Source organism: Oscillatoria nigro-viridis PCC 7112, from assembly GCF_000317475.1.
GTDB classification, from domain to species: domain Bacteria; phylum Cyanobacteriota; class Cyanobacteriia; order Cyanobacteriales; family Microcoleaceae; genus Microcoleus; species Microcoleus nigroviridis.
This window is the reverse complement of record NC_019729.1, coordinates 1,014,756-1,031,045: the sequence shown is the minus strand read 5'-3', so window position 1 is coordinate 1,031,045 and position 16,290 is coordinate 1,014,756. Positions and strand designations below refer to the sequence as shown.

At 46.6% G+C, this 16,290-nt stretch carries 8 protein-coding genes; 6 read left to right on the top strand and 2 right to left on the bottom strand.

What is annotated here, in order from left to right:
- Window positions 1-102 precede the first annotated feature (102 nt).
- From OSC7112_RS39340 to OSC7112_RS04525, 5 genes are all read left to right on the top strand, one after another.
- Complete coding sequence (locus tag OSC7112_RS39340) at window positions 103-7,905, top strand: DUF7948 domain-containing protein (RefSeq protein ID WP_015174794.1); 7,803 nt, start codon at window positions 103-105, stop codon at window positions 7,903-7,905.
- A gap of 325 nt (window positions 7,906-8,230) precedes the next feature.
- Window positions 8,231-9,592 (top strand): cytochrome P450 family protein, encoded by a 1,362-nt coding sequence (locus OSC7112_RS04535; protein WP_223300759.1) that lies wholly within the window; start codon window positions 8,231-8,233, stop codon window positions 9,590-9,592.
- A 216-nt stretch (window positions 9,593-9,808) separates the two neighbouring features.
- On the top strand, window positions 9,809-10,354 hold the full coding sequence (locus OSC7112_RS04530) for a hypothetical protein (RefSeq protein ID WP_015174792.1): 546 nt from the start codon (window positions 9,809-9,811) through the stop codon (window positions 10,352-10,354).
- Between the two features lie 611 nt (window positions 10,355-10,965).
- Complete coding sequence (locus OSC7112_RS40715) at window positions 10,966-11,151, top strand: hypothetical protein (RefSeq protein WP_051041475.1); 186 nt, start codon at window positions 10,966-10,968, stop codon at window positions 11,149-11,151.
- Window positions 11,097-11,885, top strand: a complete 789-nt coding sequence (locus OSC7112_RS04525) for a matrixin family metalloprotease (RefSeq protein WP_071883964.1) — start codon at window positions 11,097-11,099, stop codon at window positions 11,883-11,885. The genes OSC7112_RS40715 and OSC7112_RS04525 overlap by 55 nt, the downstream gene beginning before the upstream one ends.
- 647 nt (window positions 11,886-12,532) lie before the next feature.
- Here the strand turns inward: OSC7112_RS04525 and OSC7112_RS04520 are convergent.
- Window positions 12,533-13,498, bottom strand: coding sequence for a DMT family transporter (locus OSC7112_RS04520; protein ID WP_150111494.1), 966 nt, complete (start codon window positions 13,496-13,498; stop codon window positions 12,533-12,535).
- A gap of 225 nt (window positions 13,499-13,723) precedes the next feature.
- Entirely contained in the window at window positions 13,724-14,668 is a 945-nt protein-coding gene (locus tag OSC7112_RS04515; RefSeq protein WP_015174790.1) for a DMT family transporter, read from the bottom strand.
- A gap of 296 nt (window positions 14,669-14,964) precedes the next feature.
- On the opposite strand from OSC7112_RS04515, the gene OSC7112_RS04510 reads away from it, so the two are divergent.
- Complete coding sequence (locus tag OSC7112_RS04510) at window positions 14,965-16,275, top strand: mechanosensitive ion channel family protein (RefSeq protein WP_015174789.1); 1,311 nt, start codon at window positions 14,965-14,967, stop codon at window positions 16,273-16,275.
- The last annotated feature ends 15 nt before the right edge of the window (window positions 16,276-16,290 follow it).

Below are 16,290 nucleotides of genomic sequence, written 5' to 3'. Positions count from 1 at the left end.
AGAAAATTGTATTTTTCACAAGTTTTCCGCAAGAATTTACAATAAAGCAGAGCTCGTACTTGTATATACTTAGTCGCATAACATAAACCAGGGGTACCAGCTATGAGCTCTCAAAATCAACAGGCATCTTACGGTCAAATTCCCTTAAGTTTTATTGCAAATGCTGGACAAACTGACCCCAATGTGAAATTCCAGGTTAAAGGTGCTGGTCACAGCATCTTTTTTAGTCCAAACGAAATCGCCTTCGTCGCTTTCCAGCAACCGAATGAACCGGGAAACCAAGCCACAAATTCTTCAATTGTCCGCAGCAGCTTAGCCAACAGCAACCCGAATCCCACAATTTCCGGGCTGGAACAATTGCCGGGAGTTGCTAACTTTCTGTTAGGCGAAGATTCTAGTCAATGGCAGACTAATGTGCCTACTTTTAACGGTGTTGTTTATCAAAACGTCTATCAAGGAATTGACCGCGTTTTCAAAGGCACAGAAGGACAACTTAAAAGCGAGTTTTTAGTTGCACCTTTTGCCGATCCGAGTCAAATTAAGATGAACTATAGCGGTGTTAACGACATCCGGTTGCGTGACGACGGGGCGCTGATATTAGAAACACCGCTAGGCGAATTAATTGATAACGCACCGATAGTTTATCAAGATATAAACGGACAGCGGGTGAATGTTCCCGCAGCTTACAATTTATTAGGAAACGGTCAAGTTAATTTTAGTTTGGGAAATTTTGACCCCTCTCAACCCCTAGTTATTGACCCGGTTTTAGCTTACTCCACTTACCTAGGCGGCAGCGGCAATGAGAATGCCAACCGCATCACCGTAGATAGCACAGGTGCGGCTTACATTATTGGAACTACTTTTAACAATTTTCCGACTACTCCTGGTGCATTCCAAACTACACCAGGGGGTCAATCTGATATCTGGGTTACGAAAGTTAACCCCGAAGGAACTGCCTTAGTTTACTCTACATATATTGGCGGCCCTAACAATGATGAAGGTTTTGACATTGCCGTAGACAGTCAAGGAAATGCTTATTTAACCGGGCCTGTCAATCCGGGTTATCCAACTACAGCCGGTTCTTTTAAACCTACAGCAGATATTACGAGTGCTGCTGTAACTAAACTCAATGCAGCAGGGAATTCGTTAGTTTATTCTACTTTTTTAGGCGGTAGCGCTATCGCCAATGGTGGTACTTTTTTCGGCGCTAGCGGGAGTAGCCTCGGCAACGGCATTAAAGTAGACAGTAGCGGTAATGCTTATGTTGTCGGGCCGACATACGGTGGTTTCCCCACCACTGACACTGCTTCCCAGTTTAATTACGGAGGCGGACTGGATGGGTTTCTTGCTAAAGTTAATCCCACCGGCAGTGCTTTAGTTTACTCTACCTACTTGGGCGGTAGCGGTACCGATGATGCTAAAGCCATTGCACTAGACAATTCTGGTAATGTCTGGGCTACCGGAAATACGGATTCGACTAACTTCCCGCTGAACTCAGCTAATGATACACTTACAGGCGGTGTTGAAGCTTTTGTCAGTAGATTTAACGTTGATGGCGCACTTACTTATTCCACTTATTTAGGTGGCAGCGGTGAAGATAAAGGTAATGATATCGCTGTAGATAGTTCTGGAAATGCCTATATTGTGGGAAATACCTCTTCAATTGATTTTATTGTATCTGCTGATGTTCCTATAGCTCCTAAGATTATAAATACTCCGATTCAAGCTGCTAATGCAGGTGGTGCTAAAGACGCTTTTGTCCTCAAGATACGTGCTAATAACTCTTTGGCTTATTCAACTTATTTGGGCGGTAGCGGAGATGAGAATGGCGATCGCATTACTGTAGACAGTGCGGGTAATGCTTATGTGACAGGAAATACGACTTCGACTAATTTCCCGACTAAGAATGCTATTCAAAGTATCAGCGGCGGCGGGCAAGATGCTTTTGTCACGAAAATCAATTCATCGGGTTCTGCCTTAGTTGATTCTACTTATCTCGGTGGCAGCGGTAACGACTTCGGTAGTGGTATTGCGGTGGATGCTTCTGGTGCAGTTTATGTAGGGGGAGGTACTGCTTCTACTAATTTCCCAACAGCAACTCCTTTGCAAGCCGCAAATGCGGGAGGTGTTGCTGATGCTTTTATTACTAAAATAATTCCTGGCGGGCCGCAGGTTAAGATTGTTGAGTCAGGCGGCAGCACTAATGTAGCAGAAAGCGGGACGACGGATACTTATACAGTTGTGCTCACTAATCAGCCTACTGCAAATGTGGCGATCGCACTTAACACCGACACTCAAATTCAACCTATTGCTGGCATTACTTTCACTCCAACTAACTGGTTTGTACCGCAAACAGTGACAGTAAGTGCAGTTGATGATGCAGTAACAGAAACTTCACCACACAGCGGCCCGATCGCCCATACTGCTATCAGTACCGATGCCAATTATAACGGGGCGACTGCAAGTTTTATCGTCAATGGCACTGCTGGCAATACCGTCAATGCTAATATTACCGATAACGACACCGCAGGCGTTACCATTACTCCTGCTAACACGACTGCGACGGAAGGCGGTGCAACTGGAAAATATAGCGTTAAATTAAATACTCAACCGACAGCACCTGTTACGATTAACTTGGCTACAGGCAGTGAAATTCAACCAATTACCGCACTTACTTTTACCGCTACTAATTGGAATGTCGAGCAAACTGTAGCGGTGAAAGCAGTTGATGACAATTTAGTTGAAGGAAATCATGCAGGTGCGATCGCCCATACTGCTACCAGTACCGATACTAACTATAACAGCATCACAATTCCGGCTGTTAGCGTCGCCATTACCGATAACGACACGGCAGGTTTCAGCATTGCACCTACGGACATAACTGCTACAGAAGGCGGTGCAAATGGCAGTTACAAAGTCAAGCTAACTTCGGAACCGAAGGCAGCGGTTACTATCAGTTTCAATACTGGCGATCAACTTAATCCGATCGCCACACCTATTACTTTTGACAGCACTAATTGGAATGTTGAGAAAACTGTCACTGTCAGTGCGATCGACGATAATTTAGCACAAGGAACCCACAGCGGCACGATTTCTCACACAGTTACGAGTACCGATGCCAATTATAATGCGAAAGCCATTCCCAATGTGACAGCATCGATTACTGATAACGATAGTCCCGGTGTTTCTATTGTGCAATCAGAAGGGGAGACAGCTATTGCTGAAAGCGGTGCAACGGATAGCTACGGCGTACTTCTGACTACCGCACCTACTGCAAACGTCACGATTAATTTTGATACGGGCAGTCAAATTAATGCGATCGCACCTCTGACTTTCACCCCGAATAATTGGAATGTGGCGCAAAATGTCACTGTTACGGCGATCGATGACAGCATAGCGCAAGGAAGCCGCAGCGGCACGATCGCTCATACGTCTGTCAGTACAGATACTAATTATAACAACCTGACGATTTCTCCCGTGACTGCCACGATTGCTGACAACGACACGACTGGTGTGAGTATTTCACCGGAGAGCACAACTGCTACAGAAGGCGGTGCCACAAGCAGTTATACACTCAAGTTAAATTCGCAGCCAACTGCACCCGTTACTATCAGTTTTGATGCGGGAAATCAAATAAATGCGATCGGTGCAATTACCTTCGACGCTACCAACTGGAATGTTGCCAAACCCGTCACAGTAACGGCTACAGATGATGCGGCTGTAGAAGGAAATCATGCGGGGGCGATCGGGCATACTTCTACCAGTAGCGATGTTAAATATAACAGCATCACCATTTCCCCTGTTAATGTCGCCATTACTGATAACGACACTGCCCCAACCCCAACACCTCCAACACCTCCAATACCTCCAACACCTCCAACACCTCCAACTCCAACACCTCCAACTCCAACACCTCCAACTCCAACACCTCCAACTCCAACACCTCCAATACCTCCAACACCTCCAACACCTCCAACACCAACCCCAACACCTCCAACACCAACCCCAACACCAACCCCAACACCAACCCCAACACCTGCTGGAATTACCGTTAATCCTACAAGTGGATTAATCACCACAGAAGCAGGCCAAACAGCAACATTTAATGTTCAACTCAACACCTTAAACATCCCACCTACTGGCGATGTGAAAATAGATTTAGCAAGTTCCAATACAGCAGAAGGAACAGTTTCCCCGCAATCGCTTACATTCAACTCTACTAATTGGAATCAGCCGCAGACAGTAACGGTAACAGGTGTTGATGACTTTGCTATTGACGGGGATAAAGCTTACACCATTGTTACTAACCCAGCGGTCAGTACGGATAACAAATTTAACGGATTAAATGCGTCCGATATCGCTGTCACCAATAACGATAATGACAGCAATATCCCAGCACAAGACTTAGCTGGAAACACGGCAAGTACAGCCCGCGTACTCAATGTAAGTTCCGATCTCAGAAACTACAGTGATTCAGTCAGTAGTAACGATCCAGATTACTACAAATTCACGATCGGTGCTGACAATGACTTCAACTTGGCAGTCAGCGGATTTACGGGAGATATTAATCTGGAATTGCTTGACAGTAATCAAAATGTCATCTCAACTGCACAAAGTTCGGGTGCTGGCTCAAAATTAATTAACCGCATTTTGGAACACGGGACTTACAGCATTCGAGTTTCTTCAGTTAATAGCGCTCAGACTCCATACAATTTGAATTTGTCGGCTGTACCTCGTCTTGCAGGTGTCACCACTACAGGATATGAAGGCCCTGCCGTCACAAATCCCCAGTCAAATTCACCTAGCAGCAGCATTTTGCGCGGCATCAACAACAATCTACTCACTAACAATCTATCCACTTCCCTGATTGATAGCAATTTCCTCGACTCAGTGTTGTTTAGTGGTGTTGGTGGTAATAGTAATGCTTCAAGTTTCGTTAATAACTTCTTGCCAGCAGACTTTTCTGGTGGTTTTGACGCTATCCCCACCGGCAACGACCCCTATAATACTAAAACTGCCAGTGTATCCAATAAACTGATCGATCTGGACAAATTCCGCGCCACACCGCGTTTTTCCGGTATTGACGGCAGCGGTTTCTCTGTAGCGGTATTAGAAACTGGCATCAACTTAAACCACCCATTCTTTGGCCCTGACAGCGACTCAAACGGCATCAGCGATCGCATCGTTTATAACTACGATTTTGCCGACGGCGACGCGGATGCTAGCGACAAAGACGGACACGGATCGAACATTGCCAGCATTATTGCTTCCCAAGACCCAACCTATACAGGGATGGCACCAGGGGCTAAGATTATCGACCTCAAAATCAGAAAGGATACTATACCTGCTGGTAGTTCAGACGAAATTAATAAGTTTCCGTATGTTGAACAAGCCTTGCAGTGGGTATTGCAAAATGCAGATACTTACAACATTGCCAGCGTTTGTATGGCATTCGGCAGCGGTGAAAGTTTTACCAGTCCTATTTCACTCTACGGTATTGGAGATGAACTGGCAGCATTGGCGGCGAAGAATATAATTGTTGTCTCTTCATCAGGCAACCGTTACTTCCAGTACCAGAATCCTCCAGGTGTAAACTACCCTTCAGCCGATCCGAATTCGCTATCGGTCAGCGCGGTATATAACTCCAACATTGTTCCTGAGCCTTACCCTTATACAAGTTATTTTGGATCGGCAACCGCAAATACCACTGCTGCCGATCGCATTGCTCCTTTTTCTCAGCGTAACGGGCAATTAACCACTGTTTTTGCACCAGGAGCACCTATCACCGGGGCTGGCCTAGCTGGCGATCCCACAACCGCCTCTGGCGCTCCCATAAACACCTATCACGGTAGCAGTCAAGCTACAGCCCACATTGCCGGCATTGCAGCATTAGCCCAACAGTTAGCACAGAAAGAATTAGGCCGCAAACTGACACCAAAGGAGTTTGGCAATCTTTTAAAACAAACCGGTGTCACTATCAACGACGGCGACGATGAAGACGACAACGTTAAGCATACCGGTCTTAATTTCAAGCGCGTCGATGTGCTGGCTTTGGGTGAAGCTATTGCTGGAGGAGGTGTTGTTCAGAACCGTCCGCCACAAGAGAAGATTCATTTAGCCTATTACTATAAGGAGTTTAATCAAGACATTCAAAATGTCTACACCGATCCGGATGGCGACTTAATCTCCTACAAATTAACTCGAGAGGATGGCAGTCCTTTAACCAGCAGTTTCAACAGTAGCTGGCTGGGATTCTCTTTCGACTCTAACAAGAACACCATCAAATTTACTGGCACTCCACCAGTGTTTAATATTAATGGAAAACCATTGAGTTTTGTAAGACCGTTTAAGGTTAAGTTAACCGCCACCGACCCTGCAGGTGCTAGCAGTTCTCAAACCTTCAAGATAACGAAAGTTAACGGTCGCTGGGTAATTGATAATTACATTGCAGGTGCCAAAGTATTTTTGGATGCCAATAAAAATGGTGTTCTTGATGCTGGCGAACCATCAACTAATACTGACGGCAACGGTGCATTTAATCTCGATATCCCCTTCGAGACTTTCGACAAAAACGCCAATGGGGAAATTGATTCAAATGAAGGCAATTTAGTTGCTTTTGGCGGCACTGATACTGCTACGGGTTTGCCTTTAGAAACGCCTGTTACTGCACCTGCTGACGCTACTGTGGTCACACTGTTAACGACTCTGATGGTGGACTTGGTAGATCGGGGAATTGAGAGCGATCGGGCCGAATCTCTGGTCAAATCTGCTCTTGCCATTCCCGCTGATGTTGCGATCGCAGATTTCGATCCGATCGCGGCCACCAACGACACCGAACCGGGCGGCGTCGCAACTTTGGCAGCAATGGTAAAAGTTCAAAACGTCATCACTCAAACTGCTGCTTTGATTGACGGTGCTTCCAGTGCAGCTACTAATGAAATTGTCAAGGCTGTTGTCAGTTCAATTACGAGTCAAATTCAATCGGGCACGGTTTTAAACCTCAGTAACGCAGCCACTTTAGAACCAATCATTCAGCAAAGTGCCGCGAAAATTCAGCAGATTGACCCCAGTTTCAACAGTCAAAAAGTTACCTCAATTACCTCGCAAGCTGCGACTGTAATGGCAACAGCAAATCAGCGCATTGATTCTGCTGTCTCCAACCCAACAGGAACATCAATTCCTGAATCAGTAGCCCGCGTCCAACAAGTAACTTTGGGCCCAACTACTCAAGACTTCAAAGAAGTTGGTGCGGGAACTAAGACAATTTCCCAGGTAGTTACTGAGAATACTGGTGCTGCTTTAGATACCAAAATTCAAGCTGTGATATTACCTGCTGGGATTGCAACTCCTGTTGTCACCGGCGACGCAGATTTGGGCAGCAATTCTCCGAATCGCATTCTCGGTACAAATGGCGATGATACCCTGACTGGCGACAGTCCAAATAATGTTTTGCTGGGTCTGAGGGGCAATGATTCCCTGGACTCTGGCGTGGGGAATGACACTCTTTTCGGCGGCAAGGCTAACGATACTTTGCTTGGCGGTAACGGTGAGGATGTCTTGTTTGGCAACCGGGGTGCTGACATTTTGAACGGCGACGATGACAACGATATTCTGCTGGGAGGTAACGGTGATGATTTGCTGAATGGCGGTTTGGGAAATGATAGTTTGACAGGAGGTGATGGCAACGATCGCTTCTTGCTCTCTCCCAATTCTGGTATCGATCTTATCTTGGATTTTGAAGACGGAATAGATTTGCTTTCTCTAGGCAATGGTCTTACTTTCTCCCAACTGTCCTTTACTCAAGAAAACAGTGCAACTTTCATCCGTTTGTCAGCAACCGGAGAAATTTTAGCCGCTCTCAATGGGGTATCCTCCACTCTAATTAATGTCGCCGATTTTGGCTAAATTTAATAGCAAGTAGTCGCACATAACTAGGGTTTATGTGCGACTCTCAGAGATTGGGGCTAATACTTTAGATGTAGAAAGTAGATCTACTTACCAGGAATCATTATAAAATCCACTCAATCTCCGGAAAAAGGCTAGACTTGAGCGCAGACATATTCAGTAAAACTATCTCTATATTGCCACTGCGTGCACAAAGAAAAATGGCTATAGTTATACTTACTGATTTTGGCAATGAAGCGGGTATTCGATCCCGCTCTATTACTGCTCAATACCCTCTTGCTGCTAAATGCAAAGCGGGTTATGGGGAGGGATTCTCGGAGGAATTATGATGAACCTAAATTTAGATACTATTTTCTCATCGCTGATGAACCCGGCACTGAACGAGTTTCAGGTTTGGGCTTTGCAAAACCCGGAAGAAAGTCTCAGCAAAACGATGCTACCGCCGATCGCCCTGATTGAGGGTTTGATTGCCAACGAACCCACCTATTTGCAGATAAAACGGCTGGCTTTCGGAGCCAACTTTTGCTGCGCCGGGCAAGTCGTGATGGGAGAGTTTGACACGCTGGAAAAAGCACTCACATCGCCCCAGGCGCGCGGATGGCGGCTGGGTACTTCTGTACTCGATCCCGATCGCGCGCCCAACCAAGATGTCGGCGGCAGAAACCTTTTCCTGCTGTCTTTGTCCGATCGCGAAACTGACGGTAGCAGCAACCACGCAGCATTCCGAAGCTGCATGCAGAAATATCTGTTCAACAGTGCCACAACGGATCGCCAAGAGGACGAAATCAGCAGACGGTTGCTCGATCGGCTAGCCGCAGATTATGCCGAGATGTCGCACGGTGCGGGGGGAGCGTTTTTTACCGATGTCAAGCGGGGTTGGATGGGATTTTTAGTCCGATACCTGCACTACGTCATCTTTGGGATTAATCCAGACGATTCAGAGTCGATCGAACTCCTCACCGAATTGCATTACACCCGCCAAAGCCCGCTGCACTACTTCGCCGTCATCGGCAACCTGCTGCAAAGCCTGAACCTCTTTGGACACGGGGATTTGTCCGCTCTAATCGAGCGTGCGGCGACTATCTATGAAAATTCCCCAGCTTTAGCCGACTTCGAGGAGAGCTCGGAAAACAACGGCATGACTAAGCGGGAATTGGCGAAGCTGATGACATCAATTATGGGGATAGCGGGACTGCAAGGCCCCCTGCACCTAGGCTACACGGCAATGGGATATCGCCCTCTCCCCGCCTATAAAGGACAGCAGACGGCCGAAATTAACCCGACTGATTTTTGGGATCGGCTCGATTTGGACGATCGCCAGTCGATCGAGCTGTTCCTCTTGGAATGCGCCCGCCTCTGGGCCCCCGTCAGCGCCACCCACCGAGTCGCGACAGAGCCCTTCACCGCAACGGTAGCGGGCAAAGAGCGCACCTTCCCCGCCGGAACCAAGGTACTGATACCGCTCAGTTTGGGGCTGCTAGACGAGAGTTTCTGGGGCTCTACGGTATACGAATTCAACCCTAAGCGGGAGAATCTGTGCCCTTTTCATATGGGATTTCATTCCGTGGGCGATCGCAGCGCGGGACGGATTTGCCCCGCTAAAGACATTGCACTCAAGATGCTGGTGGATGTCGTGAGTACGGTAGGCAAAGTGCGCCGAAGCTCTGAGCCTAATTTGCGGCGGTAATCAATCCAAAAGCTCGATCGTATATCTCTGGTAGGGACTTAGGCAATCGCGGTGTCTAAAGCTGTATTTCATCAGATTGAAAACTGCTATCAGACTCGGCGGTTGAAAGAGATCCTACCCTGCACAAACTTTCGTCCGAGCGATCGATCGACGAAGAAATCAAGGGGGTATTTAACAGGAAACCAAAACACAACTACTTTGAGGATAAATAATACCATGTTAATCGAACAAAAGCAACTAAAAGACATCGCGAATTGGATGAAAGTAGAACATCCAGCGGAGTTACCTGAAGTCCTGCAAGGTATCTTTTTTATGGACGGGAATGTTTTACCAGATGATTGTCTGACGATGTACAGTTCAGACTGGAATGCTGACAAACGGACGTTATTGCTGCGCGTTTTTGACCCTGTTATCTGGACATTTCATTCATCAATGGCGGGACGGATGTTAATTTATTTAGTTAAATTTTCTCGCTTCAGCTACTTGTTTCGATTCTCCGATGCAACTTTGCAGCACGGACACATCACCCCGATAGTGTTTGGATGGTGTGTACCGCCGTGGCTGGTAGATTTTTTGATCGATCGAGATCCGAACACTCCGAATGGAGATATCTGGTATCGCACAAACTCGTTTTTCGGCAGACCTCCTGACAACGGATATATACTCCGCAGGATTGCAGACAAAGATGGCAACTACACCTCAGCTTTTCCAGATATGCTGTCTAAAGTGGAGAGTGATTGTTTGATCGTTGCCAAAGAGTGAAAATATTTACAAAAACGACAAAACCCTCTTCGTTACGGGTTTTGTCGATCGCAGCGGCGGCATTTGAACCGACGACCCCCACTAACACAGTTTTATTTGCTAGCCTATAAAGGCTATGCAGCAAGCTCTAGCAGGCTGTTGTCAATTATTCCTATCAATAATTCGGATAGTGTTTGATTGGCAACTGTAGAATCAGGGTTTCAGGGCAATTACACAATCGATATCCCAACGGAAAATCAACGGTTTCCGGCTAGGAGCTAACAACAGTCTTGACTATCGATCGTTGACAGTGTAAAGCTTGAAACTAGAATGGGGAACACGAGTTCTCTGTACAGTGCGATCGGCATCTCCTCATGGGATATTGAGGGTAGGAAATCTCTCCGTCCAAACTCATCATTATAACAAAAAATCTGGGTTTCACAAGGATTTAATTCAGTTTATACAGGCTCGACAGCTCGCATTTATCTAGGTCATTGTTGACAGGGTTGCAGTTTCTCTTTCCTGAATCTACTGCGATCGCACTTGATTCAGGTAGATGAACACAAACATTCTCAAAATAGCTGGTTCTTTGGACTTAAAGTCCCTAGGTATTAACTTTGGAGGAATTTGTCATGACTAAACTTTCACAAATCGACTCTTATCAACTCGAGCAATTACTAAAACGCCTCGAACAAATTGAAGCTAAGCTGGGAATCAAAGTTGTCTCAGGTGGCGAAGCATCAGGTAAAGAAGCACAAAAATTTTGTGCTTTGCTAAAGGTTCCTCCACGCACTTTCGATCCGAGCGTGCTCGTCTAATACTGTTACTCGGGAAGAAGTGGGTTAACGGTACAAAATTACGTTATTACTTTTTTGAGAGCGGTCCCAATTCAGGCGGGAACGAACAGAAGGAGATCGTGCGGCAGGGGTTTGAGGTGTGGAAGAAGGTAGGGATTGGTATCAAGTTTGAGGAGGTTCGGAACATCAGCGAGGCAGAGATACGAATCGGCTTTGTGCAAGGAGATGGAGCCTGGTCATATCTTGGCCGCGATGCGATCGATATTCCTCAACAAAGCGAGCGAACCATGAACTTCGGCTGGGCTCTTCGGGCTGATCCCCGTGGGGTAGATGTCCCGGTTATCGTTTGGGACGAAGAAGCCGTTTATAAATATTTCGGTGCTTCTCCTAACAATTGGGACCGAGATACAACTTTTGATAATGTGCTTCAAAAGCTGGCAGTAGGAGAAGTGGAGGGGTCAAAGTGGAACCCCAACTCGATCGGGCATTACGCTTTTGCAGCGGGATTCATTGAGAAACCTGTGGAGTGCCAGAACGGATTAAACCCTGCTGGCGGACTTTCTGAGCAGGATGTGTTGCAGGTACGATTATTCTATCCCCCGCTTGATGACTCGAGTTATACAGAACTTAAACCCTTCCATTCCGAGATTCTTTCCCTCGCGCCTGCTGAACAGAAAAACTTTGCGATCGAACCCTCTGCTACCCGAACCTATAGCGCGTCGCGTGAGAACCCCGGTCTTTCCCGCAGGGTATGAAACGCACTTGTAGCCTTTAGGCTACGAGTCTGTGTTATAATAATTGAGCAATGCCGAACAAGTAGGCGTATCAACTACGTGATGAACTATTCCTAGTACGGTGAGATTCCCGGCAGTAAGACACCCTCAGCGTTCATCGTCTGAGAAAGACTAAGGCACAGCCAAGCAACGCAGGATAGTGAGCGTACCGAACTGGCAAGCGTGTTGAAAAGTGCGAACGAAAGCATACAAAAAGTAAGCGTAATTGCAACACCGAAAGGTAGTTGTTTTGAACGTCTAGAGGTGTCTTGACAGCACCTTTAAGAGTGTTAAAGTTTCTCAAGAATCTCCGTACCTTCAGGTCGGAGAGTGTCAAACAATTGGAACCTTCGGAAAGGTAGATACAGTTATGGTTCTTTTCGAGGATCAGAGTGGTGACCTGAAATATGTTGCTGGTGACGACGACAGTGGCACAGACTTGAATGCACAAATCAATGTTCGGCTTGATCGAGGTCGGCGGTATGTGCTGAGAATCCGCTTGTACTCTAACTTTTCTGGTGGTGAAGCCTCAGTGATGCTTTGGTGAGGGCTGCCGCAAAAGTTTAGAGAGTTGATGGCAAGGGCATTTCCTCGGGCGATCGTCGCGCCCACTTGCTATCACCCATCAATTACGCTAATTCGCGGGTTTCTTTAACGGCAGATTGACTCGATTGAGCTACATAGATACCGGATAAAATCACGACAAACGCCACCAAGTCAAAGAAACCCAAGCGTTCAGAAAAAATTACCCAAGCGAAGATTGAGGCAAGGACTGGCTCGAAAAGCAGCGTGACGGCGACGAATCCTGACGACAGCTTGCTGAGGCTGTAAGCCAAAAGTCCTTGACCCAACACTTGGCACAAGAGGGCTTGCAAAATTAAGAAAAACCACCCCATCCAGGAATGGGGAAACAATCTTTCTTCGGCGAGTGCGAGGACGGGAAACGCCAACACAGTCGTGAAGGCGCAGCGCCACAGCAATAAGGTTGCCGTGGTAAATCGTTCTCGCAGCAGTTCTAGCAGTATCAGATATGCAGCAAAACAAATCCCCGATAGCAAGGCGACGGCATTACCTTGTACTTGGTTAGTGGCGAACTGCACGTCATCCCATCCCATAACGATCGCTCCCACCAGTGCCAGGATCATGCCAATGATGAATCTGCTATTGTAGCGCCTACCTAATAACAACCACCCCCCCAAACCGACAAACAGTGGGTTCAAACCACAAAATAACGTAACGTTGGCAACGTTGGTTTGAGTCAGCGACAAAGACCACAGCAGGAAGTAGGTTGCTCCGAAAGTTCCCAATCCTACCAATAGCGCGAATTCTCGTCTCGTAAAAGGCTTCTGTTCTACGGGTTGGCGATCGGATTTTTGGCGGTCAAAAGCCTCTATTGTGCTCAACAAGCCAAAGACGGTGGCAGCGATCCAGCCGCGATGGAATGCTACGGCATTTGAACCTATTTCTTGTTCGCACAGTTTGACGAGGATTGGTGCTAAAGATAGGGGGATCAGGCTGGCAAATAATGAAGCAGTTGCTATCCAAGCAGGTGTTCTGGACGACGGTTTCTGTGCTAATTCCAGTTTTGCTGTCATACTTTTTAGCAATTGTGTTGACATTGAGTTGTGCTGATTTTTTGAGCCAAGTCTTGTTAGCTTGCTGACCGTTGAAACAAACAGTAATGGTGACCGAGAATTTCTTCATGGTACCCGCCACGCGATCGATCCGTGGAATCAATCCAAAATCTAAAATCCTCAAGCCCCCGACTCGATCCGTGGGGTCAATCCAAAATCCAAAATCTAAAATCTAAAATCGAATGACTACCCGCTCTCTAGCCGATTTTGTGGCAGATTAACAACAGCTTGGCTAGATACGGCTAGGTATAGACCGATGAGAACTAGGGCAAAACCTACCCAATTCGAGAAACTTAATTTTTCCCAAAATAAGGCCCAAGCCAAAATGCTGCTAAATACTGGCTCTAACAAATGTACTAAGGAGACAACCACTGAGGACAAGCTAGCAACGCTATATGTTAAAAGTCCCTGGCCTAAAACTTGGCAGATGAGGGCGAGAAAAATGACGAACAGCCATCCATTCAGTGAAGAAGGCAAAACCCGCTCTTGAGCGAACACAAGCATGGGCAAGATGGATATGGTAGCGATCGCACAAACCCACAACTGAATTGTGATGGGGTCAAATTTGGTTCTCAGTTGTTCTACCACCAGCAGATATGCACCCATGAAAACCGCAGAGACGATGGCAGCTATGCCTCCTGTTACCTCACCAGTGGCGATTTGTATCTGCTGGATTTCAATGCCGATCGCTCCCCCAATGGCGACGACCATCCCAATGACAAATTGGCGGTTAAAGCCTTGACCGAATAACAACCACGCTCCTAAGCTAGTAAATATCGGGGTGAGATTGTGCAGGATTGTCGAGATAGCGACGCTGGTTTGAGTCAGCGACCAAGCGACAAAGGCTAAGGTGGCAGCAAAAAAAGTCCCAGCACCCAGCAATAGCAAAAGCTCCTGACTGGTGTAGGAATGCTGTTGAACGGGTTTGTCACCAGACAGTCTCTGACGTATCGCCTTGTATCCTTGCCACAGCCCAAAGACCATACTACCTATCCAAAAGCGATTAAATATTGTAGCATTGGGACTGAGTTCAGATTCACTCCATCTAATGAAGATAGAGCCAAAAGATAGGGCGACTACACCGACAAATAATGAGGCGATCGCCATCGTCGTTTTATTGGATTCATTCATCAGGGGTGAAACAACTATAAAACAGAAAAAATTATGATTGGCTGTGAAGCAACTGTGCTTCGTGGCGATCGAGAATTCTTCTCTAGCAAATCCCGGAGCTAAATGCTGGTTTTAGTTTTTTTATATTTCTATTTTTGAAAGAGTATCCCTTTAATTAATTAACACCTATCTAATACTATGTCAAGCACAATTTTTTACATCCTTTACGGATCTATGGAGCCAGTTTCCCAATGACGACGATCGGCAGTTCTACGTTTCTGTCAGCTATTTTTCCTGCTCCAGGATGGGGTTGATTTTTGCTTAACTTCGGCATTCTTGGTGTTGTCGTTATTGTTCTCTACCTACTTTTTGGTATTTTGCGGAGGGTTTTCCGTCAATTTACCTCAGACCTGGCGTTAGTTGCACTCAACGTCTCACAAACGCCGCTGACACTCATTGTGTTCGCGATCGGTTTCAAGCTGGCATTGCAGACGCTATTTGTCACTCCTACAATTTACATTACTTGGTTCCAACGAGGCTTGACCGCTTTTCTTGTCCTTGTCGCCGCCTTTTGGGCGGTTCAATTGCTCACTGAGGTTGTGACCTATGCTTTCAGGGAGTATGCCGCACGCTCCGAGGCAATGTGGGATGATGTTCTGACTCCCATCCTGCAAAATGTTCTCCCTGTAATAGTTTACTTGGTGGGTGGACTGCTGTTTCTCCAGGCATTCGGTATTGACATCCAAGGTTTGTTAGTTGCCATCGGAGGAATCAGTTTTATCTTGGGGTTTGCCCTAAAAGACATTCTGGCAAACTTCTTCAGTGGGTTAGTCTTGCTCATCGATACACCGTTTCGCTTTGGGGATGTGATTGAGCTAGCCAACGGTAGAAGAGGCGTGATTAAACACATTGGGCTGCGATTAACCGAACTGTATCTCATTGACACGCACTCACAGATTTACATCCCCAATGCCGCGTTTGAAGGGCAGAATATTATTAACATCAGCCGTCCGACCAATCATTACTACTACACGATATCCATTCCCATCAAAGCAGATGTTGCCCCGGCTCTAGCCATCTCCATGATGGAAAAAGTCGTGCTGGCACACCCCGATACCATGGGCGAAATTGGCAAGAAGTTAGAATTAGTTGACGAGTTTTATGGTTGCTCTATACCTGGGGTAAAAGCGCAACAGAAGCGAGAAGCGGGACGGCTACGCTTATTAGCTGAGGCTGAGGTGAATAGTATACTAGCTGAGATTGAAATGGGTTTGGCGCACCTAGCCGATCTGATCTCCCAATTAGAAAGGGGCGGATTAGATGTAGAGGAGCGGCGAACAGTGCAAGCATACTATCTGGAACTTTGTCAAAAGATTGGACTGGAATCAAAAAAGTCCGATCGACATGACCGTCGCAGACGCTTGCTCAGTGAAGCTACGGGAACAGTATCCGAGAGTACGTTGATTGGGCTGATACGCCGTTGGTATAAATACTGGTTGAAAGACCCTGACCTATTTCAAGAAGACCAGCAAATGTTGAAGCAAGAGTGGGAACAGAAGATTGATTTGTTGAAGATAAAAGTTAACAAGCTGTTCTCGGCAATTAGTAATCCCGGTAGTCCTGCATAGCAAGGAAAACCCTGG